Source organism: Mycobacterium sp. NGS27 (assembly GCF_059813005.1).
Genome location: NZ_JCALDT010000012.1, coordinates 34,703 through 54,332, shown reverse-complemented (window position 1 = coordinate 54,332; position 19,630 = coordinate 34,703). Strand labels below are relative to the sequence as shown.

Annotated in this window: 21 protein-coding genes; 19 read left to right on the top strand and 2 right to left on the bottom strand. The window is 68.9% G+C overall.

All coding sequences use genetic code 11. From position 1 onward, the window contains the following. The first annotated feature begins 30 nt into the window (after positions 1 to 30). The 3 genes from nadA to nadC are packed head-to-tail and all read left to right on the top strand — an operon-like array spanning position 31 to position 3,514. Positions 31 to 1,080: a quinolinate synthase NadA gene (nadA, locus tag AC5Y30_RS24275; RefSeq protein WP_499921636.1), complete on the top strand. Its 1,050-nt coding sequence runs from the start codon at positions 31 to 33 to the stop codon at positions 1,078 to 1,080. After that, a complete protein-coding gene (locus tag AC5Y30_RS24270; protein WP_499921635.1) occupies positions 1,077 to 2,657 on the top strand; it encodes an L-aspartate oxidase in 1,581 nt (526 codons plus the stop codon). The genes nadA and AC5Y30_RS24270 overlap by 4 nt, the downstream gene beginning before the upstream one ends. After that, entirely contained in the window at positions 2,654 to 3,514 is an 861-nt protein-coding gene (gene nadC, locus AC5Y30_RS24265) for a carboxylating nicotinate-nucleotide diphosphorylase (protein WP_499921634.1), read from the top strand. Before AC5Y30_RS24270 ends, nadC begins: the two co-directional genes overlap by 4 nt. A gap of 65 nt (positions 3,515 to 3,579) precedes the next feature. Here the strand turns inward: nadC and AC5Y30_RS24260 are convergent, their stop codons facing one another. Further along, positions 3,580 to 3,993: a nitroreductase family deazaflavin-dependent oxidoreductase gene (locus AC5Y30_RS24260; RefSeq protein ID WP_499921633.1), complete on the bottom strand. Its 414-nt coding sequence runs from the start codon at positions 3,991 to 3,993 to the stop codon at positions 3,580 to 3,582. A gap of 96 nt (positions 3,994 to 4,089) precedes the next feature. Between AC5Y30_RS24260 and hisD the strand changes: the two genes are divergently transcribed. The 9 genes from hisD to AC5Y30_RS24215 all read left to right on the top strand — a co-directional run bounded on the left by hisD (position 4,090) and on the right by AC5Y30_RS24215 (position 11,724). Next, entirely contained in the window at positions 4,090 to 5,436 is a 1,347-nt protein-coding gene (gene hisD / locus AC5Y30_RS24255) for a histidinol dehydrogenase (protein WP_499921632.1), read from the top strand. Beyond that, the gene (locus AC5Y30_RS24250; RefSeq protein WP_499921631.1) at positions 5,433 to 6,566 is read left to right on the top strand and encodes a histidinol-phosphate transaminase; all 1,134 of its coding nucleotides are present in this window, start codon (positions 5,433 to 5,435) and stop codon (positions 6,564 to 6,566) included. The genes hisD and AC5Y30_RS24250 overlap by 4 nt, the downstream gene beginning before the upstream one ends. Next, positions 6,563 to 7,183, top strand: coding sequence for an imidazoleglycerol-phosphate dehydratase HisB (gene hisB / locus AC5Y30_RS24245; protein WP_499921630.1), 621 nt, complete (start codon positions 6,563 to 6,565; stop codon positions 7,181 to 7,183). The genes AC5Y30_RS24250 and hisB overlap by 4 nt, the downstream gene beginning before the upstream one ends. After that, positions 7,180 to 7,803 carry an imidazole glycerol phosphate synthase subunit HisH gene (gene hisH / locus AC5Y30_RS24240; protein WP_499921629.1) on the top strand — a complete coding sequence of 208 codons (624 nt, stop codon included), beginning with the start codon at positions 7,180 to 7,182 and terminating at the stop codon, positions 7,801 to 7,803. The genes hisB and hisH overlap by 4 nt, the downstream gene beginning before the upstream one ends. 76 nt (positions 7,804 to 7,879) lie before the next feature. Then, positions 7,880 to 8,611 carry a bifunctional 1-(5-phosphoribosyl)-5-((5-phosphoribosylamino)methylideneamino)imidazole-4-carboxamide isomerase/phosphoribosylanthranilate isomerase PriA gene (gene priA / locus AC5Y30_RS24235; RefSeq protein ID WP_499921628.1) on the top strand — a complete coding sequence of 244 codons (732 nt, stop codon included), beginning with the start codon at positions 7,880 to 7,882 and terminating at the stop codon, positions 8,609 to 8,611. 6 nt (positions 8,612 to 8,617) lie between these two features. Next, a complete protein-coding gene (locus tag AC5Y30_RS24230; protein WP_499921627.1) occupies positions 8,618 to 9,418 on the top strand; it encodes an inositol monophosphatase family protein in 801 nt (266 codons plus the stop codon). Position 9,419: 1 nt separating this feature from the next. Beyond that, on the top strand, positions 9,420 to 10,208 hold the full coding sequence (gene hisF, locus AC5Y30_RS24225) for an imidazole glycerol phosphate synthase subunit HisF (protein WP_499921626.1): 789 nt from the start codon (positions 9,420 to 9,422) through the stop codon (positions 10,206 to 10,208). Next, entirely contained in the window at positions 10,205 to 10,552 is a 348-nt protein-coding gene (gene hisI / locus AC5Y30_RS24220) for a phosphoribosyl-AMP cyclohydrolase (RefSeq protein WP_499921625.1), read from the top strand. Before hisF ends, hisI begins: the two co-directional genes overlap by 4 nt. Positions 10,553 to 10,632: 80 nt before the next feature. Then, positions 10,633 to 11,724, top strand: a complete 1,092-nt coding sequence (locus AC5Y30_RS24215; protein WP_499921624.1) for a calcium:cation antiporter — start codon at positions 10,633 to 10,635, stop codon at positions 11,722 to 11,724. 3 nt (positions 11,725 to 11,727) lie between these two features. Here the strand turns inward: AC5Y30_RS24215 and AC5Y30_RS24210 are convergent, their stop codons facing one another. Next, positions 11,728 to 12,186 carry a peroxiredoxin gene (locus AC5Y30_RS24210; RefSeq protein WP_499921623.1) on the bottom strand — a complete coding sequence of 153 codons (459 nt, stop codon included), beginning with the start codon at positions 12,184 to 12,186 and terminating at the stop codon, positions 11,728 to 11,730. Between the two features lie 63 nt (positions 12,187 to 12,249). On the opposite strand from AC5Y30_RS24210, the gene AC5Y30_RS24205 reads away from it, so the two are divergent. From AC5Y30_RS24205 to AC5Y30_RS24175, 7 genes are all read left to right on the top strand, one after another. Beyond that, complete coding sequence (locus AC5Y30_RS24205) at positions 12,250 to 13,782, top strand: anthranilate synthase component I (RefSeq protein ID WP_499921622.1); 1,533 nt, start codon at positions 12,250 to 12,252, stop codon at positions 13,780 to 13,782. After that, positions 13,775 to 14,449 carry a TIGR02234 family membrane protein gene (locus tag AC5Y30_RS24200; protein WP_499921621.1) on the top strand — a complete coding sequence of 225 codons (675 nt, stop codon included), beginning with the start codon at positions 13,775 to 13,777 and terminating at the stop codon, positions 14,447 to 14,449. The genes AC5Y30_RS24205 and AC5Y30_RS24200 overlap by 8 nt, the downstream gene beginning before the upstream one ends. 111 nt (positions 14,450 to 14,560) lie before the next feature. Continuing rightward, positions 14,561 to 15,379 carry an indole-3-glycerol phosphate synthase TrpC gene (gene trpC / locus AC5Y30_RS24195; RefSeq protein WP_007776189.1) on the top strand — a complete coding sequence of 273 codons (819 nt, stop codon included), beginning with the start codon at positions 14,561 to 14,563 and terminating at the stop codon, positions 15,377 to 15,379. Positions 15,380 to 15,449: 70 nt separating this feature from the next. After that, positions 15,450 to 16,712 carry a tryptophan synthase subunit beta gene (trpB, locus tag AC5Y30_RS24190; protein WP_499921742.1) on the top strand — a complete coding sequence of 421 codons (1,263 nt, stop codon included), beginning with the start codon at positions 15,450 to 15,452 and terminating at the stop codon, positions 16,710 to 16,712. Next, positions 16,709 to 17,524: a tryptophan synthase subunit alpha gene (gene trpA / locus AC5Y30_RS24185; RefSeq protein WP_499921620.1), complete on the top strand. Its 816-nt coding sequence runs from the start codon at positions 16,709 to 16,711 to the stop codon at positions 17,522 to 17,524. The genes trpB and trpA overlap by 4 nt, the downstream gene beginning before the upstream one ends. Further along, the gene (locus AC5Y30_RS24180) at positions 17,521 to 19,032 is read left to right on the top strand and encodes a prolipoprotein diacylglyceryl transferase (protein WP_499921619.1); all 1,512 of its coding nucleotides are present in this window, start codon (positions 17,521 to 17,523) and stop codon (positions 19,030 to 19,032) included. Before trpA ends, AC5Y30_RS24180 begins: the two co-directional genes overlap by 4 nt. A gap of 179 nt (positions 19,033 to 19,211) precedes the next feature. Continuing rightward, positions 19,212 to 19,565, top strand: a complete 354-nt coding sequence (locus AC5Y30_RS24175; RefSeq protein WP_499921740.1) for a DUF2752 domain-containing protein — start codon at positions 19,212 to 19,214, stop codon at positions 19,563 to 19,565. The last annotated feature ends 65 nt before the right edge of the window (positions 19,566 to 19,630 follow it).

The window sequence follows — 19,630 nt, the reverse complement described above, 5'->3', positions numbered from 1 at the left end:
CGAAAACCTCCTGGGCTGAAAGGACCCGCCATGACGGTTATCAATCGCATGGACACGCTCGCCGAAAGCATGGTTGCCGACATCACGGATTCACCCACCGGGTACGCCGGGGTGGCCGGTGATGAGCGATGGGCGGCCGAGGCTCGCCGCCTGGCCAAGCAGCGTGGCGCCACCGTCCTGGCGCACAACTACCAGCTGCCCGAGATCCAGGACGTCGCCGATCACGTCGGCGACTCCCTGGCGCTGTCACGGATCGCCGCCGAGGCGCCCGAGGACACCATCGTGTTCTGCGGTGTGCACTTCATGGCCGAGACCGCCAAGATCCTCAGCCCCGACAAGACGGTGCTCATCCCGGACCAGCGCGCCGGGTGCTCGCTGGCGGACTCCATCACCGCCGACGAACTGCGCGCCTGGAAGGACGAACACCCCGGCGCGGTCGTCGTTTCCTACGTCAACACCACCGCGGCGGTCAAGGCGCTCACCGACATCTGCTGTACCTCGTCCAACGCGGTGGAGGTCGTCGAGTCCATCGACCCGGCCCGCGAGGTGCTGTTCTGCCCGGATCAATTCCTCGGCGCCCACGTGCGTCGGATGACCGGTCGCGAGAACCTGCATGTGTGGGCGGGCGAATGCCACGTGCACGCCGGGATCAACGGCGACGAACTGCGCGACCAGGCCCGCGCCAATCCCGATGCCGAGCTCTTCGTGCACCCCGAATGTGGTTGCGCCACTTCGGCGCTGTATCTCGCGGGCGAGGGCGCCTTCCCGCCGGACCGGGTGAAGATCCTGTCCACCGGCGGCATGCTGGAGGCCGCCAACCAGACCGACGCGCGCAAGGTGCTGGTCGCCACCGAGGTCGGCATGTTGTACCAATTGCGCCGGGCCGCACCGCAAGTCGACTTCCGCGCGGTCAACGACCGGGCCTCCTGCAAGTTCATGAAGATGATCACCCCGGCCGCGTTGCTGCGCTGCCTCGTCGAGGGGGCCGACGAAGTCGATGTCGACCCCGAGATCGCCGCCGCCGGGCGGCGCAGCGTGCAGCGAATGATCGAGATCGGGCAGCCGGGCGGCGGCGAATGACCGCCCGACCCCAGTGGACGCACAGCGCCGACGTCGTCGTCATCGGCACCGGCGTCGCGGGACTGGCCGCCGCGCTGGCGGCCCACCGCACCGGGCGCAGCGTCGTGGTGCTGAGCAAGGCCGACCAGGCCCGCGGGGCGACGGCGACGCACTACGCGCAGGGCGGCATCGCGGTAGTACTGCCCGACAATGACGACTCGGTGGAAGCCCATGTCGCCGACACCGTGGTCGCGGGGGCGGGCCTGTGCGATCCCGAGGCGGTCTACTCGATCGTCGCCGACGGATACGCGGCGGTCACCGAATTGGTAGGCGACGGAGCACGATTCGACGAATCCTCGCCCGGCAAGTGGGCGCTGACCCGGGAGGGGGGACACTCCCGGCGGCGAATCGTCCATGCCGGCGGCGACGCCACCGGCGCCGAAGTGCAGCGCGCCCTCGACCACGCCGCTCGCATGCTGGACATTCGCACCGGCCATGTGGTGCTGCGGGTTCTGCACGACGGCGCCGCCGTGACCGGTGTCCTGGTCGGCACCCCGAACGGGTGCGGAATCATCAGCGCGCCTTCGGTGATCCTCGCCTCCGGCGGCCTCGGGCACCTGTACGGCGCGACCACCAACCCCGAGGGCTCCACCGGCGATGGACTCGCGCTGGGCCTGTGGGCCGGTGTCGCGGTCAGCGATCTCGAGTTCATCCAGTTCCACCCCACGATGCTCTTCGCCCCGGACGCCCCCACCGGGCGGCGTCCGCTGGTCACCGAGGCCATCCGCGGCGAGGGTGCGAAACTGATTGACCGGCAAGGCGATTCGGTGACGGCCGGTGTTCATCCGATGGGAGATCTGGCGCCGCGCGACGTCGTCGCCGCGGCCATCGACGCGCGATTGAAGGCCACCGGCGACGCCTGCGTCTTCCTCGACGCCCGCCACATCGACGACTTCGCCAACCGGTTTCCGACGGTGACGGCGGCCTGCCGGGCCGCCGGCATCGATCCCGTCCGGCAACCCATTCCGGTCGTGCCCGGGGCGCACTACAGCTGCGGGGGCATCGTCACCGATGTGTACGGCCGAACGGAGCTGCCCGGGCTGTTCGCCGCGGGCGAGGTGGCACGCACCGGACTGCACGGAGCCAACCGGCTGGCGTCCAACAGCCTGTTGGAAGGTTTGGTGGTCGGCGGGCGGTCCGGCAAATCGGCGGCCGCGCATGCCGCGACGACCGGGCGAGTGCACGCGGTCGCGCCGGATCCGGTCGTGCACACCGCGCCCGAGCGCGCAGAACTGCAGCGCGCGATGAGCCGCGACGCTTCGGTGGTGCGCGATGCCGCTGGGCTGACCCGGCTGTCCACCGCGCTGTCACAGGCGCGGATCCGGCCGGTGTCCGGCCGCCGCGACTTCGAGGATGTCGCGCTGGCCGTCGCCGCTCGCGCGGTCACCGCCGCCGCCCTGGCCCGCACCGAGAGCCGGGGCTGCCACCACCGCGAGGAATATCCGCAGACCGCATCCGAGCTGGGACGCAGCAACGTGCTGCGCTTGGCCGACGACCAGAACGCGGTGCTGGTGGAGGCGTTGGCGGCGGTCGTATGACCACGATGTCCGACTGTGAACTGACCGCGGCGCGCGAAACCATCGAGCGCGGCCTGGCCGAGGATCTGCGCCACGGACCCGACGTCACCACCCTGGCGACGGTGCCCGCCGAAACGATGGCGACCGCGGCCATGGTGCCCCGCGAGCCCGGTGTGATCGCCGGCATCGATATCGCTTTGTTGGTGCTCGACGAGGTCCTCGGTGCGCGCGGCTACGAGGTGGTCGACCGCGTCGAGGACGGGGCCCGCCTGGAGCCGGGCCAGCCGGTGCTGACGCTGCGAGCCGAAACCCGCGGCCTGCTGACCGCCGAGCGGACGATGCTGAACCTGATCTGCCACCTGTCCGGGATCGCCACCACGACGGCGCACTGGGTGGCCGCCGTGCACGGCACCAAGGCCAAGGTGCGCGACACCCGCAAAACCCTGCCCGGCCTGCGCGCCTTGCAGAAATACGCGGTCCGGGTCGGCGGCGGGGTCAACCACCGGCTGGGGCTGGGCGACGCGGCCCTGATCAAGGACAACCACGTGGTGGCCGCGGGCTCGGTGGTCGACGCGCTGCGTGCCGTGCGCGACGCGGCACCGGAGCTGCCGTGCGAGGTGGAAGTGGACTCACTCGAGCAGCTCGACGAGGTCCTGCCCGAAAAGCCCGAGCTGATCCTGCTGGACAACTTTCCGGTGTGGCAGACGCAGATGGCCGTGCAGCGCCGCGACGCGCGCGCACCCGCCGTGCTGCTCGAATCGTCGGGCGGGCTCAGCCTGGAGAACGCGGCCGCCTACGCCGGAACCGGGGTGGATTACCTGGCCGTCGGCGCGCTGACCCATTCGGTGCGGGTGCTCGACATCGGCCTCGACATGTAGCTGGGGCTTTCAACCCCGCCAGCGCACGCCCGACGCAGAACCGGCGGCCCGGAAAGCGAACGGCCTCAGGCGATGTCGGCGACGAATACCCCGATCCGGCGCAGCTGCATGCGCGCCATCCCGGGCAGGCCATCGCCGTCCGAGCCGGCCGGCAGGATCCGCGGGTTGATCAGGTGCACCGTTCGATTGCGGCTGAATTCCACGTCCGCCTCACCGGCCGCCAGCACATTCTTCACCCAGTTGGTCTTTCCGTGGCCCAGCGCGATCGCCAGGGTGTTGCCCTTGCGGTACGGCGTGACGATCGTCTCGTACGCCTTGCCGGAGGTTCGGCCGCGATGCTTGATCGTCGCCGTCCCGGGCAGAAAGCGGGCTATCGGCTTGAGCGCCGGGTTGAAGTATTTGATCTGGAAACGCTCGAACCACGGCGGGAAGACCATCGGGACGCCCGGGGCATTGTTGGGGTGATCCTTGGCGGACATGGCGGCTCCCTGAGTCGGCTCTACTTTTCAGCGCGGGGTATGGCCTCGATACCGGCACTGTACCGGTCGGATATCGACTTGAGTTCCTCTGGGACAATGGACACCGTGAGCACCATCCAAGCGTCGCCGATGGCCCGCATCGACCTGCGGGGCGCGGAGTTGACGGCTGCCCGATTGCGGGCGGCGCTGCCCCGCGGCGGCGCCGACGTGGAGACGGTGCTGTCGAAGGTCCGGCCGATCGTGCAGGCCGTCGCCGAGCGCGGCGCCGCCGCCGCCTTGGAGTTCGGCGCCACCTTCGACGGGGTCCGGCCCCCGGCCGTGCGGGTACCCGATGCCGCGCTCGAGAAGGCTTTGACCGAGTTGGCCGCGGACGTGGCCGACGCGCTGCGGGTGATGATCGAACGCACCCGCGCCGTGCACGCCGACCAGCGTCGCACCGACGTCACGACCACGCTCGGCCCGGGCGCGACCGTCACCGAGCGGTGGGTCCCCGTCGACCGGGTGGGCCTCTACGTGCCCGGCGGCAACGCCGTCTACCCCTCCAGCGTGGTGATGAACGTGGTGCCGGCCCAGGCCGCCGGCGTCGCCTCGCTGGTGGTCGCCAGCCCGCCGCAGGCCCAGTTCGGCGGCCTGCCGCACCCGACGATCCTGGCCGCCGCCCGGCTGTTGGGGGTCGACGAGGTGTGGGCCGTCGGCGGCGCGCAGGCGGTGGCGCTGCTGGCCTACGGCGGCACCGACGTCGACGGCGCCGAGCTGGCGCCCGTCGACATGATCACCGGGCCGGGCAACATCTACGTCACCGCGGCCAAGCGGCTGTGCCGGTCGCGCGTCGGGATCGACGCCGAAGCCGGGCCGACGGAGATCGCGATCCTGGCCGACCACACCGCCGACCCGGCGCACGTGGCCGCCGACCTGATCAGCCAGGCCGAACACGACGAGATGGCGGGCAGCGTGCTGGTCACGCCCAGCGCGGACCTGGCCGCCGCCACCGACGCCGAGGTGGCCGCCCAGCTACAGACGACCGTGCACCGCGAACGGGTGACGGCGGCGCTCGGCGGACGCCAGTCGGCCATCATCCTCGTCGACGACCTGGACGCCGGAATCGACGTCGTGAACGCCTATGCCGCCGAACATCTGGAGATCCAGACCGTCGACGCGGCCGCCGTCGCGGGCCGAATCCGTTCGGCCGGCGCCATTTTCGTCGGACCGTATGCGCCGGTGAGCCTGGGTGACTACTGCGCCGGGTCCAATCACGTGCTGCCGACCGCCGGCAGCGCCCGGCATTCCAGCGGCCTGTCCGTGCAGACCTTCTTGCGCGGCATCCACGTCGTCGACTACACCGAAGCGGCCTTGAAAGACGTGTCCGGGCATGTGATCGCGCTCGCCGAGGCCGAAGACCTGCCGTCACACGGCGAAGCGGTGCGGCGGAGGTTCGAGCGATGAGCGGACAATCGGAGCCCACGCTGGACGATCTGCCGCTGCGCGACGACCTGCGCGGTAAATCGCCCTACGGCGCACCACAACTGGATGTCCCGGTGCGGCTGAACACCAACGAGAACCCGCACCCGCCCAGCAAGGCGTTGGTGGACGACGTGGTGCGGTCGGTGGGCGCGGTCGCCGCCGAACTACACCGCTACCCCGACCGCGACGCGGTGGCCCTGCGCGCCGACCTGGCCGCCTACCTCAGCGCCCAGACCGGTGTTCAGCTGGGCGTCGAAAATCTATGGGCGGCAAATGGTTCCAATGAGATTTTGCAACAGCTGCTGCAGGCGTTCGGGGGGCCTGGCCGCACCGCCATCGGGTTCGTCCCGTCCTACTCGATGCACCCGATCATCTCCGACGGCACCCGCACCGAGTGGCTGCAGGCCGCCCGCGCCGACGACTTCAGCCTGGATGTCGACGCCGCCGTGGCCGCCATCGCCGACCGCCGGCCCGATGTGGTGTTCGTCGCCAGCCCGAACAACCCGTCCGGGCAGAGCGTTTCGCTGCCGGACCTGCGCCGGCTGCTCGACGTCGTGCCCGGCATCCTGATCGTCGACGAGGCCTACGGCGAATTCTCTTCGCAGCCCAGCGCGGTGAGACTGGTGGAGGAGTATCCGACCAAACTCATCGTCTCGCGCACCATGAGCAAGGCGTTCGCGTTCGCCGGTGGCCGGCTTGGCTACCTGATCGCCACCCCGGCGGTGATCGACGCGATGTTGCTGGTGCGGCTGCCCTATCACCTGTCGGTGCTCACCCAGGCCGCCGCACGCGCCGCGCTGCGGCACGCCGATGACACGCTCGGCAGTGTGGCGACCCTGATTGCCGAACGCGAACGTGTCTCAACGGCCTTGGCCGGCATGGGGTTTCGGGTGATTCCCAGCGACGCGAACTTCATGCTGTTCGGGGAGTTCGCCGACGCGCCCGCCACCTGGCAGCGCTATCTGGATGCCGGCGTGCTGATCCGCGACGCCGGAATCCCCGGCTACCTGCGCGCCACGACCGGCCTGGCGGAGGAGAACGACGCCTTCCTGCGCGCCAGCGCCCAGCTGGCCACCACCGAACTCGCCCCCAGCCCCGTAGGAGCACCGTGACAGCGACCGCTACCCGCCGTGCGCGCATCGAGCGCCGCACCAAGGAATCCGACATCGTCGTCGAACTCGACCTCGACGGCACCGGCCAGGTCGACGTCGACACAGGTGTGCCGTTCTACGACCACATGCTCACGGCCCTGGGCAGTCACGCCAGCTTCGACCTGACCGTGCGCACCAAGGGCGACGTAGAGATCGAGGGACATCACACCATCGAGGACACCGCCATCGCGCTGGGCACCGCACTCGGCCAGGCCCTGGGTGACAAACGGGGCATCCGGCGGTTCGGCGACGCCTTCATCCCGATGGACGAGACGTTGGCCCACGCGGCGGTCGACGTGTCCGGCCGGCCCTACTGCGTGCACAGCGGAGAGCCGGATCACCTGCAGCACACCACGATTGCCGGGAGCTCGGTGCCCTATCACACCGTCATCAACCGGCACGTGTTCGAATCGCTGGCCATGAACGCGCGCATCGCGCTGCACGTGCGCGTCCTGTATGGGCGGGATCCACACCACATCACCGAGGCGCAGTACAAGGCGGTAGCCCGCGCGCTGCGCCAGGCGGTGGAATCCGACCCCCGGGTGTCGGATGTGCCGTCCACCAAAGGGGTTCTGTGACGGCACACAAGAAAGTAGTTGTCCTGGACTACGGCTCGGGCAATCTGCGGTCGGCCCAGCGCGCCCTCGAGCGGGTCGGTGCATCGGTCGAGGTGACCGGCGACGCCGATGCCGCGGCCGCTGCCGATGGATTGGTGGTGCCGGGCGTCGGCGCCTACGAGGCGTGCATGACCGGGCTGCGCAACATCGGCGGCGAGCGCATCATCGCCGAGCGGATCGCCGCCGATCGCCCGGTGCTGGGCGTCTGCGTCGGCATGCAGATCCTGTTCGCCCGCGGCGTCGAATTCAGCGTGGAGACGCAGGGATGCGGTCAGTGGCCGGGATACGTCACGCGACTGCAGGCGCCGGTCATTCCGCACATGGGCTGGAACGTCGTCGAATCCGGGCCCGGCACAGTGCTGTTCAAGGGGCTTGATGCGGACACCCGGTTCTACTTCGTGCACTCCTACGCCGCGCAGCAGTGGGAGGGTTCGCCCGACGCGGTGCTGACGTGGGCCACCCACGAGGGCCCGTTTCTGGCGGCGGTCGAGGACGGGCCGCTGTCGGCCACCCAATTTCACCCGGAGAAGAGCGGGGATGCCGGCGCGGCCGTACTGAGCAATTGGGTCCAGGCATTGTGAGGGACCTCGCGAAAGCGCTTTCTACCAAGCACAAGCCGGGGTGCTGCGTGACGCGTCTCGGCACACAGGAGGGAATGTGTTGATCTTGTTGCCCGCGGTCGACGTGGTCGACGGCCGCGCCGTGCGGCTGGTGCAGGGCAAGGCGGGCAGTGAAACCGAATACGGCTCGGCGCTGGATGCCGCGCTGACCTGGCAGCGCGACGGCGCCGAATGGATCCATCTGGTCGACCTGGACGCGGCGTTCGGACGCGGATCGAACCGCGAACTGCTGGCCGAGGTGGTCGGCAAGCTCGACGTGCAGGTTGAGCTGTCCGGCGGGATTCGCGACGACGATTCGCTGGCCGCCGCCCTGGCCACCGGCTGTGCGCGGGTGAACCTGGGCACCGCGGCCCTCGAGAACCCCGGGTGGTGTGCCCGGGCGATCAGCGAACACGGCGACAAGGTCGCGGTGGGCTTGGACGTGCAGATCGTCGACGGTGAGCACCGGTTGCGTGGGCGGGGCTGGGAAACCGACGGGGGCGACCTGTGGGACGTGCTGGAACGCCTTGACGGGCAGGGATGTTCGCGGTTCGTGGTCACTGATGTGACCAAGGACGGCACGCTGGGCGGTCCCAATCTGGACTTGCTGGCGTCCGTCGCCGAGCGCACCGACGCCCCGGTGATCGCCTCCGGTGGGGTTTCCAGCCTCGACGACCTGCGTGCGATCGCCACCCTCACCGACCGCGGGGTCGAGGGCGCCATCGTCGGCAAGGCCCTCTACGCGGGGCGATTCACGTTGCCGCAGGCGCTGGCCGCGGTGGCGGAGTAGCACCGCATGGACGTGCACACCCTGGTGGCGCAGGCGTCGGCGATTCTCGACGATGCCTCCGAGCCGTTCCTTGCCGGTCACCGCGCCGATTCCGCGGTCCGCAAGAAGGGCAACGACTTTGCCACCGATGTCGACCTCGCGATCGAGCGTCAGGTGGTCGCCGCGCTCGTCGAGGCCACCGGGATCGGGGTGCACGGTGAGGAATTCGGCGGCTCGGCCGTCGACTCGCCATGGGTGTGGGTCTTGGATCCCGTGGACGGCACGTTCAATTACGCGGCCGGATCGCCGATGGCCGGCATCCTGCTGGGTCTGCTGCGGCACGGCGAACCGGTGGCCGGATTGACCTGGCTGCCGTTCATGGACCAGCGCTACACCGCGGTGGCGGGCGGTCCGTTGCGCAAGAATGGGGTGCCGCAGCCGCCGCTCACCCCCGTCGATCTGGCCGACGCCCTGGTCGGCGCCGGGTCGTTCAGCGCGGATGCGCGGGGCCGATTCCCCGGACGTTATCGAATCGCCTTGCTGGAGAACCTCAGCCGGGTCTCGTCGCGTTTGCGCATGCACGGGTCCACCGGAATCGACCTTGCGTTCGTCGCCGACGGAATACTCGGTGCGGCAATAAGTTTCGGCGGCCACGTGTGGGACCATGCCGCCGGAGTCGCGCTGGTCCGGGCTGCCGGTGGCGTCGTCACCGATCTGGCCGGCGAACCGTGGACTCCCGCATCCGATTCCGCGCTGGCGGCCGGCCCCGCCGCCCACGCCGAGATCTTGGAAATCCTGCGCGCCACCGGCCGACCGGAGGACTACTGAGATGCCCCCTGCCCCCAACGGGCTCGCGGTGCGAGTGATCCCGTGCCTCGATGTCGACGGCGGCCGGGTGGTCAAGGGTGTCAATTTCGAGAACCTGCGCGACGCCGGCGATCCCGTGGAGCTCGCGGCGGCCTATGACGCCGAAGGCGCCGACGAGCTGACCTTTCTCGACGTGACCGCATCCTCGTCGGGACGGGCCACCATGCTCGATGTGGTGCGCCGCACCGCCGAGCAGGTCTTCATTCCGCTGACGGTCGGCGGCGGGGTGCGCACGGTGGCCGACGTCGACGTGTTGCTGCGCGCGGGCGCCGACAAAGTTTCCATCAACACCGCCGCGATCGCCCGTCCCGAGCTGCTGGCCGAGATGGCGCGGCAGTTCGGCTCCCAGTGCATCGTGCTGTCCGTCGATGCGCGAACGGTTCCGCCGGGCGCGGTGCCGACACCATCGGGCTGGGAGGTCACCACCCATGGTGGGCGACACGGCACGGGGCTCGATGCGGTCGAATGGGCTTCGCGCGGAGCCGATCTGGGGGTAGGGGAGATCCTGCTGAACTCGATGGACGCCGATGGCACCAAAGCCGGATTCGACCTGGAGATGCTGCGCGCAGTGCGCTCTGCGGTCACGGTGCCGGTCATCGCCAGCGGGGGCGCCGGTGCGGCCGAACACTTCGCGCCCGCCGTCGCCGCCGGCGCCGATGCTGTGTTGGCGGCCAGCGTGTTCCACTTCCGGGAGCTGACCATCGGCCAGGTGAAGGCCGCGATGGCCGCAGAAGGGATCACCGTGCGATGACGCTCGACCCCCAGATCGCCGCGCGGCTGAAGCGCAACGCCGAGGGCCTGTTCACCGCCGTGGTGCAGGAGCGCGGCAGCGGTGACGTGCTGATGGTCGCCTGGATGGACGACGCCGCCCTGGCCCGAACACTGGAAACCCGTGAGGCGACCTACTTTTCACGGTCCCGCGGGCAGCAGTGGATCAAGGGAGCCACGTCCGGTCACACCCAATATGTTCATTCGGTGCGTCTGGACTGCGACGGCGACGCCGTGCTGCTGACCGTAGACCAGGTGGGCGGCGCCTGCCACACCGGCGACCACAGTTGCTTCGACGCCGACGTGTTGCTGGCACCGGAGCGCTGACCCTCGCTCGGCAGCGCGAGGCGTGTGTAGGGTCACTTTCCGCGGGCGTGGGCACATCACTTCGACAAGAATGGCGGTCAATGTCGAAATGGTCGTCCTGGAACGTCGTCGTGCCGGTGCTTTCCGTCGTCGTGCTGGCATTGATCTGGGGCAAGACGCTCGGGCCGGTGCTGGTCGGGCTGACGGCGTTGTTTCTCATCGGTGCGGTGGTAGCCGCCGTGCACCACGCGGAGGTGGTCGCACACCGGGTCGGTGAGCCGTTCGGGTCGTTGGTGCTCGCGGCGGCGGTGACGGTCATCGAGGTAGCCCTGATCGTGGAGCTGATGGCGTCCGGCGGTAACGAGACGGCGACCCTGGCCCGCGACACGGCGTTCGCCGCGCTGATGATCACCACCAACGGGATCGCCGGGCTGTCGCTGCTGCTGGGTTCCCGGCGCTACGGCGTGACGATATTCAACGCCGAAGGCAGCGGCGCCGCGCTCGCAACCGTGACCACCCTGGCGACGCTGAGTCTGGTGCTGCCCGCGTTCACCACCACCACCGTGGGCAAGGAGTTCTCGCCCGGCCAGCTCGCCTTCGCCGCCGTCGCCTCGCTGCTGCTCTACCTCGTGTTCGTCTTCACGCAGACCGTGCGGCACCGCGACTTCTTCCTGCCGATCGCGCAGAAGGGCCAGAAAAGCCTGTTCGCCGACGAAAGCCATGCCGACCCCCCGACCACCCGCGCCGCGCTGACCAGCCTCGCGCTGATGCTCGGCGCTCTGGTGGCGGTGGTGGGCCTGGCCGAAGAAGAGTCGCCGGCCGTGGAGAGAGCGGTGACCGCGGTCGGCTTTCCGCAGTCGTTCGTGGGCGTGATCATTGCGGCGCTGGTGCTGCTGCCCGAGACGCTCGCGGCCGTGCGGGCGGCGCGGCAGGGCCGCATCCAGATCAGCTTGAATCTGGCGTACGGCTCGGCGATGGCCAGCATCGGGCTCACCATCCCGGCGATCGCGCTGGCGTCGATCTGGCTCAAAGGGCCGCTGCTGCTCGGCCTCGGCGCCATCCAACTGGTATTGCTTGCCCTGACCGTCGTGATCAGCATGCTGACGGTGGTGCCCGGGCGGGCGACCCGCTTGCAGGGCGAGGTGCATCTGGTGCTGCTGGCTGCCTACGTGTTCCTGGCGATCAACCCCTGACGCTTACGCGCGGGCCCGCAACGTCGCCAGTGCCTTGTCGGCGTGGGTGTCCATATTGAACTCGCTGGAGATCACCTCGAGCACCGTGCGGTCGGTGTCGATGACGAACGTCGTGCGTTTGACCGGCATCAGCTTGCCGAGCAGGCCGCGTTTGACGCCGAATTGGGTCGCGACGCTGCCGTCGCTGTCCGAAAGCAGCGGGTAGTCGAACTTCTGCATGTCCGCGAACTTGGCCTGCTTCTGCACGGCGTCGGCGCTGATCCCCACCCGGTTGGCCCCGACCGCGGCGAACTCGGCGGCCAGGTCGCGGAAGTGGCACGCTTCCTTGGTGCAACCGGGCGTCATCGCCGCCGGGTAGAAGAACAACACCACGGGCCCCCCGGAAAGCAGTTCGCTGAGCGTGCGCGGCGTCCCGGTCTGATCCGGTAGTTCGAAGTCCGCGACGGTGTCACCAGGTTTCATGGCGGACACGCTACGCCGCCAAGCTCTCCGCTCGGGCTTCCACGCGTCTGGGAGGATGGTTCGGTGCACGCCCACCTCGCCGCGACGACCTCACGAGAGGATTTCCGCCAGCTGGCGGCCGAGCACCGCGTGGTTCCGGTGACCCGCAAGGTGCTCGCCGACAGCGAGACGCCCTTGTCGGCCTACCGCAAACTCGCCGCCGACCGCCCGGGCACTTTTCTGCTGGAATCCGCCGAGCACGGCCGTTCCTGGTCACGCTGGTCGTTCATCGGCGCGGGAGCGCCGTCGGCGCTGACCGTACGTGACGGTGAAGCCGTCTGGCTGGGCGTGGTGCCGCAGGACGCGCCGACCGGGGGCGACCCGCTGCAGGCCTTGCGGGCCACGTGCGAGCTGCTGGCCACCGGCCCGCTCCCGGGGCTGCCGCCGCTGTCGGGCGGCATGGTGGGGTTCTTCGCCTACGACATGGTCCGGCGCCTGGAACGACTGCCCGAACTGGCGGTCGACGACCTGCAGCTCCCCGACATGTTGTTGCTGCTGGCCACCGATGTGGCGGCGGTCGATCACCACGAGGGCACCATCACGCTGATCGCCAACGCCGTGAACTGGAACGGGACCGACGAGCGGGTCGACGAGGCCTACGACGACGCGATCGCCCGCTTGGACGTGATGACCGCGGCGCTGGGCCAGCCGCTGCCGTCGACCGTCGGCACGTTCGAGCGACCCGAGCCGCGCTATCGCGCGCAGCGCAGCGTCGAGGAGTACGGAAAGATCGTCGACTACCTCGTCGAGCAGATCGCCGCGGGCGAGGCCTTCCAGGTGGTGCCCTCGCAACGGTTCGAAATGGACACCCATGTCAATCCGATCGACGTGTACCGGATGTTGCGGGTCACCAACCCGAGCCCCTACATGTATTTGCTGCACATCCCGAATGACGTTGGCGGAACTGACTTTTCGATCGTCGGCTCCAGCCCCGAGGCGCTGGTGACAGTCGCCGACGGCACCGCGACCACCCATCCGATCGCCGGAACGCGGTGGCGCGGGGGCACCGAGGAAGAGGACCAGCTGCTGGAAAAGGAACTGTTGGCCGACGAGAAGGAACGCGCCGAGCACCTGATGCTGGTCGACCTGGGCCGCAACGACTTAGGCCGGGTCTGCGCACCGGGCACCGTGCGCGTCGAGGACTACAGCCATATCGAACGCTATAGCCACGTCATGCACCTGGTGTCGACGGTGACGGGCACGCTCGACGAGGGCCGTACCGCGTTGGACGCGGTGACCGCCTGCTTTCCCGCCGGCACGCTCTCGGGCGCGCCGAAGGTACGGGCCATGGAACTCATCGAAGAGGTGGAGAAGACCCGCCGCGGCCTGTACGGCGGCGTGGTCGGCTACCTGGACTTCGCCGGCAACGCCGACTTCGCGATCGCCATTCGCACCGCCCTGATGCGCGACGGCACCGCCTACGTGCAGTCCGGCGGCGGGGTGGTGGCGGACTCCAACGGCCCCTACGAATACACCGAGGCAACCAACAAGGCCCGCGCGGTGCTCAGCGCGATCGCCGCCGCCGAGACGTTGACCGAACCCGTGGGCGATGGCTGACACCGGACGGCCGAGGAGCCGGTGGCTGATCCGAATTGCCCAGGCAGTGCTAGTGGTTGCCGCCGGGACGTTGTGGGTGGCCTCGCGCCTGCCGTGGGTCGTCATCCGGTCGTTCGACGGGCTGGGACCGCCCAAGCAGGTGACATTGGCCGGCGCGGCGTGGTCGACGGCGCTGCTTCCGCTGGCGTTGCTGCTGCTGGCCGCGGCCGTCGCCGCCATCGCCGTGCGGGGCCGGCTCTTGCGCGCGCTCGCGGGCCTGCTGGCGCTGGTCAGTCTGGCGGTCGGCTACCTCGGGGTCAGCCTGTGGGCACTGCCGGACGTGGCGGTCCGCGGCGCTGAGCTGGCGCACGTCTCGGTGATGTCGCTGGTCGGAAGCGAGCGGCGGTACTGGGGTGCGGGCGTCACCGTCATCGCTGCGGCGTGCACGCTGGTAGCCGCCGTCCTACTCATGCGGTCGGCGTCGGACTCGGGGTCGGCACGGTCGAGTGCAATAAAGTACGCGGCACCGGCGACGCGCCGGTCGAATGTGCGGCGCGGACAGCCCGGCGGGGCGATGCTGGAGGAGCCGGAGACGCCGGGAATGTCGGAGCGGATGATCTGGGACGCGCTTGACGAGGGACGCGACCCAACCGATCAGGCAGGTGAGTCTGACACCGAGGGTCGGTGACGGGCTGCAAGCCGCGGGCCGCTACCCTTCATTGACGTCGTCGCAATCGGCTGGGGACACGAAGTGGCCGTGGGATGACAGCGGACGACAGGGCGAAGGGAAACGACAGGCATGAGTCCGGCAACCGTGCTTGACTCCATCCTCGAGGGAGTCCGGGCCGACGTTGCCGCCCGCGAAGCGCTCATCAGCCTGTCGGAGATCAAAGCCGCCGCAGCGGCCGCACCCCCGCCCCGCGATGTGATGGCGGCGTTGCGCGAGCCCGGTATCGGCGTCATCGCCGAAGTCAAGCGCGCGAGCCCGTCGGCGGGTTCCCTGGCGACCATTGCCGATCCCGCCAAGCTGGCCCGTGCCTACGAAGACGGTGGCGCCCGCATCATCAGCGTGTTGACCGAAGAGCGCCGTTTCCACGGCTCGCTCGACGATCTCGACGCGGTTCGCGCGGCGGTCTCGATTCCGATTCTGCGCAAAGACTTTGTCGTGCAGCCCTATCAGATCCACGAAGCGCGTGCGCACGGCGCCGACATGCTGCTGCTCATCGTCGCCGCGCTGGAACAGTCGGCGTTGGTGTCGATGCTCGATCGGACCGAATCGCTGGGCATGACGGCGCTCGTCGAGGTGCACACCGAAGAGGAAGCCGACCGGGCACTCAAGGCCGGGGCCAACGTAATCGGCGTCAACGCCCGCGATCTGGCGACCCTGGAGGTGGACCGGGATTGCTTCGCGCGCATCGCTCCCGGGCTGCCCAGCAACGTGATCAGGATCGCCGAATCCGGCGTGCGCGGTACCGGAGACCTGCTGGCGTATGCCGGTGCAGGTGCCGACGCGGTGTTGGTCGGCGAAGGCCTGGTCAAAAGCGGCGATCCGCGCGCCGCGGTCGCCGACCTGGTTACCGCTGGCACCCACCCGTCCTGTCCGAAACCGGCTCGCTAGTCACTACGTCACTCCAGAAGCCCCTGCGCTGATACGTTGAACCCATGAGCCATCCCCGCGTAGAGCCTTGGTGATGGTGGACCTGTCCCGCCCGGACCTTCCGCTCCCGAGCGCAGCCATCGCAGAACCCACCCGTCACGAACCCGATGCGGGCGGGCATTTCGGCGTGTACGGCGGCCGCTACGTCGCCGAGGCGTTGATGGCCGTGATCGAAGAGGTCACCGCCGCCTACGAGAAGGAACGTGTCAACCAGGATTTCCTGGACACCCTCGATTACCTGCAGGCGAACTATGCGGGCCGACCGTCACCGCTGTATGAGGCGCCCCGGTTGTCCGAACAGGCCGGCGCGCGCATCTTCCTCAAGCGAGAAGACTTGAACCACACCGGTTCTCATAAGATCAACAACGTGCTCGGCCAGGCGTTGCTGGCTCAGCGGATGGGTAAGAAACGGGTGATCGCCGAGACCGGGGCCGGCCAGCACGGCGTCGCGACCGCCACCGCGTGCGCCTTACTCGGTCTCGAATGCGTGATCTACATGGGCGCCGTCGATACCGAGCGTCAGGCGCTCAACGTGGCGCGCATGCGCCTGCTGGGGGCCACGGTCGTCTCGGTCGAAAGCGGTTCGAAGACGCTCAAGGACGCGATCAATGAGGCGTTTCGGGATTGGGTTACCAATGCCGACACCACGTTCTATTGTTTCGGCACCGCTGCCGGCCCGCATCCCTTTCCCGCCATGGTGCGCGACTTCCAACGCATCATCGGCCTCGAGGCGCGCGCCCAGATCCAGGCCCAGGCGGGCCGGTTGCCCGACGCCGTCGTGGCCTGTATCGGCGGCGGCTCCAACGCCATCGGCATCTTCCACCCGTTCATCGACGACCCCAACGTGCGGTTGATCGGATTCGAAGCCGCCGGTGATGGGGTCGAAACCGGAAGGCACGCTGCGACTTTCAGCGGCGGCTCACCCGGGGCGTTTCAGGGATCGTTCTCGTATTTGCTGCAGGACGAGGATGGGCAGACCATCGAATCCCATTCCATCTCAGCCGGTCTCGATTACCCGGGAGTGGGTCCAGAGCACGCGTATCTGCGCGAGACGGGGCGCGCCGAATACCGTCCGATCACCGACTCGGAGGCGATGGACGCGTTCCGCGTGTTGTGCCGCACCGAAGGGATCATCCCGGCGATCGAATCGGCGCATGCGGTAGCCGGTGCCCTGAAATTGGGCCCCGAGTTGGGGCGGGGCTCGATCATCGTGGTGAACCTGTCCGGCCGCGGCGACAAGGACGTCGAGACCGCGGCGAAGTGGTTCGGGCTGTTGGGATCCAGCGATCGATGACGGTCAAACACAGCGAGGCGGACAAGCTCGAGTCGGTTTTCGATGGCTGCCGCAAAGACAACCGCGCGGCGCTTATCGGCTATCTGCCCACCGGCTACCCCGACGTGTCGACGTCGGTGAACGGGATGACCACCCTGGTCGAATCGGGTTGCGACATCATCGAAGTCGGCGTCCCCTATTCGGATCCCGGCATGGACGGCCCGACCATCGCCAAGGCCACCGAGATCGCGCTGCGCGGTGGTGTGCGCGTTCGTGACACGCTTGCCGCGGTCGAGGCGATCAGCGCGGCGGGCGGCCACGCCGTGGTGATGACGTATTGGAACCCGGTGGTGCGCTATGGGGTTGACGCATTCGCGCGGGACCTGGCATCGGCCGGCGGGTACGGCTTGATCACCCCCGATCTCATCCCCGACGAAGCCGGGCAGTGGTTGGCGGCCTCTGACGATTATGGGTTGAACCGCATCTTTCTCGTCGCGCCGTCCTCGACGCCGCAGCGGTTGGCGATGACGGTGGAGGCGTCGCGTGGCTTCGTCTACGCGGCTTCGACGATGGGCGTGACGGGGGCGCGTGACGTCGTGTCCAACGCGGCACCCGAATTGGTGAGCAGGGTAAGGGAGATATCCGACATACCAGTGGGTGTCGGACTGGGGGTGCGATCGCGGGAGCAGGCCGCCCAGATCGGCAGCTACGCAGACGGTGTCATTGTCGGGTCGGCGCTGGTGTCTGCGCTGGGAGACGGAGGGTTGACTGCATTGCGTGCGCTGACTGAAGAACTCGCCGCCGGTGTTCGTCAGAGGGCGGCCGCCTCATGACGAAGCTACTGGCCTATTTTCCGAGCCCGTCGCAGGGCGTATGGCACCTCGGGCCGCTGCCCATCCGGGCCTATGCGCTGTTCATCATTGCCGGCATCGTGGTCGCATTGCTGATCGGTGACCGGCGCTGGGCGGACCGCGGCGGCGAGCGCGGCGTCATCTACGACATCGCACTGTGGGCGGTGCCGTTCGGGCTGATCGGTGGTCGGCTCTACCACCTGGCCACCGACTGGCGCACCTATTGGGGCCCGGGCGGCGCGGGAGTCGGCGCGGCCGTGCGGATCTGGGACGGCGGACTGGGCATTTGGGGCGCGGTGGCGCTCGGCGGCGTCGGCGCCTGGATCGGCTGCCGCCGGCGCGGGATCCCGCTTCCTGCCTTCGCCGACGCGCTGGCCCCGGGAATCATCCTGGCGCAGGCCATCGGTCGGCTCGGCAATTACTTCAACCAGGAGCTCTATGGCCGCGAAACCACGCTGCCGTGGGGCCTGGAGGTCTTCTACCGCCGAGACCCCTCGGGATACATCGACCCCCATTCGCTGGATGGCATCTCGACGGGCCAGATTGCCTTCGTGGTGCAGCCGACGTTCCTCTACGAATTGATCTGGAATGTCCTGGTTTTCGTCGCGTTGATCTACGCCGACCGGCGCTTCAATCTGGGCCACGGCCGACTGTTCGCGCTGTATGTGGCGGGCTATTGCGTGGGGCGATTCTGTGTCGAGTTGCTGCGCGATGACACCGCAACCCACATCGCCGGCATCCGGATCAACTCGTTCACATCGACTTTCGTGTTCATCGGGGCCGTGGTGTGTCTGATGGCGGCGCCAAAGGGCCGCGAAGACCCCGCCACACTGCGCGGCAACGAGTACCTCGAAGAGGAAGCGGCCGGCGTCGAGTCGGAGTATGAGCCCGCAACGGTGGCGGTCGCGACGACTGCGGCGGGCGCCGCGGCCACAGCCGACGCGTCGCCGGGCTCGGCCGAGGCGGCGGAGGCTGACGACACCCCCGCCGCCGCCGCGGAAGCCGAAGAACCGGTCGCGGACTCGACGGAAGCCGCCGTCGACTCGGGCGAAGCCGGGGCAGACGAGCCCGAGGTCGAATCGGAAGCCGAAGTGCCGGAAGTCGAGCCCGAAACCGAGGCGTTGGCCGAGGCCTCCGAATCGGACGAGCCGACAGCCGAGGCTCAATTGGTCGACGGGGAACCGGAAGAGGCAGAAGCGGAAGAGCCCGACGCCGAAGCGGAGGAACCGGAATCGGAAGAGCCTGAAGCGGAAAAGCCTGAAGCCGAAGCCGAAGAACCGGAAGCGGAAGAACCGCAAGCCGAAGAACCGGAAGCCGAAACCGAAGAACCGGAAACCGAAGAACCGGAAGCCGCAACCGAAGACGAGCCCGTCGACGAGGAATCGGACGGAAAGCCCGCCGTCCAGGAGCCCGCCGAAACGACGCCTGCCCAACCGGAACCCCGTCGGCGATGGGGCTCGCGGCTGCGGAACCGGTTGTCGGGCCGCTAACGGCCGCCCGTGTCCCGATTCCCGCGGCCGGGCGCGACGGATCTGGCATCCTGAGAGGCGTGACCAACGCGAGGTCAGCGGGCTAGGTGATGCAGCCTCACACTCCCGCGCATGCTCCGGGACAACCCCGTCCACGCGGCGGGCGGGGTCACCGCCTGCTCATCAGGGCCGGTACCGGCGTGGTGCTGGGTGGCGCGCTCGGCTACGTCGCGCTGGTCGACCCGCACAGCCCGAGTTCGGTCTACCCGGCGTGTCCGTTCAAGCTGCTCACCGGCTGGAATTGCCCGTTTTGCGGTGGCCTGCGGATGACGCATGACCTGATGCACGGCGACCTGATGGCCGCCATCCACGACAACGTCTTCGCGCTGGTGGGAATCCCGCTGCTGGCCGCCTGGCTGCTGGTGCGCCGCGCGCGCGGCAAGGGGCTGCCGCCCACGGCGGCGTTGCTGGTGGTCGTGGTCGCGACGATCGCCTGGACGGTGCTGCGTAACCTGCCGGCCTTCCCGTTGTTTCCCACCGTTCTTGGTGGGTAAGAGCACACCGCGCGCGAGCGATTATGTGCGGGCCGCGGGGGTTGCACGCGACTATGCTGGGTCGG

Coding starts and splice junctions, on each gene's coding strand:
- AC5Y30_RS24210 (WP_499921623.1), bottom strand. CDS start 12,186: ATGAAACCTGGTGACACCGTCGCGGACTTCGAACTACCGGATCAGACC.
- AC5Y30_RS24270 (WP_499921635.1), top strand. CDS start 1,077: ATGACCGCCCGACCCCAGTGGACGCACAGCGCCGACGTCGTCGTCATC.
- AC5Y30_RS24200 (WP_499921621.1), top strand. CDS start 13,775: ATGGCTGACACCGGACGGCCGAGGAGCCGGTGGCTGATCCGAATTGCC.
- trpA (WP_499921620.1), top strand. CDS start 16,709: ATGACGGTCAAACACAGCGAGGCGGACAAGCTCGAGTCGGTTTTCGAT.
- nadC (WP_499921634.1), top strand. CDS start 2,654: ATGACCACGATGTCCGACTGTGAACTGACCGCGGCGCGCGAAACCATC.
- hisD (WP_499921632.1), top strand. CDS start 4,090: ATGGACACCGTGAGCACCATCCAAGCGTCGCCGATGGCCCGCATCGAC.
- AC5Y30_RS24180 (WP_499921619.1), top strand. CDS start 17,521: ATGACGAAGCTACTGGCCTATTTTCCGAGCCCGTCGCAGGGCGTATGG.
- nadA (WP_499921636.1), top strand. CDS start 31: ATGACGGTTATCAATCGCATGGACACGCTCGCCGAAAGCATGGTTGCC.
- AC5Y30_RS24215 (WP_499921624.1), top strand. CDS start 10,633: ATGTCGAAATGGTCGTCCTGGAACGTCGTCGTGCCGGTGCTTTCCGTC.
- hisI (WP_499921625.1), top strand. CDS start 10,205: ATGACGCTCGACCCCCAGATCGCCGCGCGGCTGAAGCGCAACGCCGAG.
- trpC (WP_007776189.1), top strand. CDS start 14,561: ATGAGTCCGGCAACCGTGCTTGACTCCATCCTCGAGGGAGTCCGGGCC.
- hisF (WP_499921626.1), top strand. CDS start 9,420: ATGCCCCCTGCCCCCAACGGGCTCGCGGTGCGAGTGATCCCGTGCCTC.
- AC5Y30_RS24260 (WP_499921633.1), bottom strand. CDS start 3,993: ATGTCCGCCAAGGATCACCCCAACAATGCCCCGGGCGTCCCGATGGTC.
- AC5Y30_RS24250 (WP_499921631.1), top strand. CDS start 5,433: ATGAGCGGACAATCGGAGCCCACGCTGGACGATCTGCCGCTGCGCGAC.
- AC5Y30_RS24230 (WP_499921627.1), top strand. CDS start 8,618: ATGGACGTGCACACCCTGGTGGCGCAGGCGTCGGCGATTCTCGACGAT.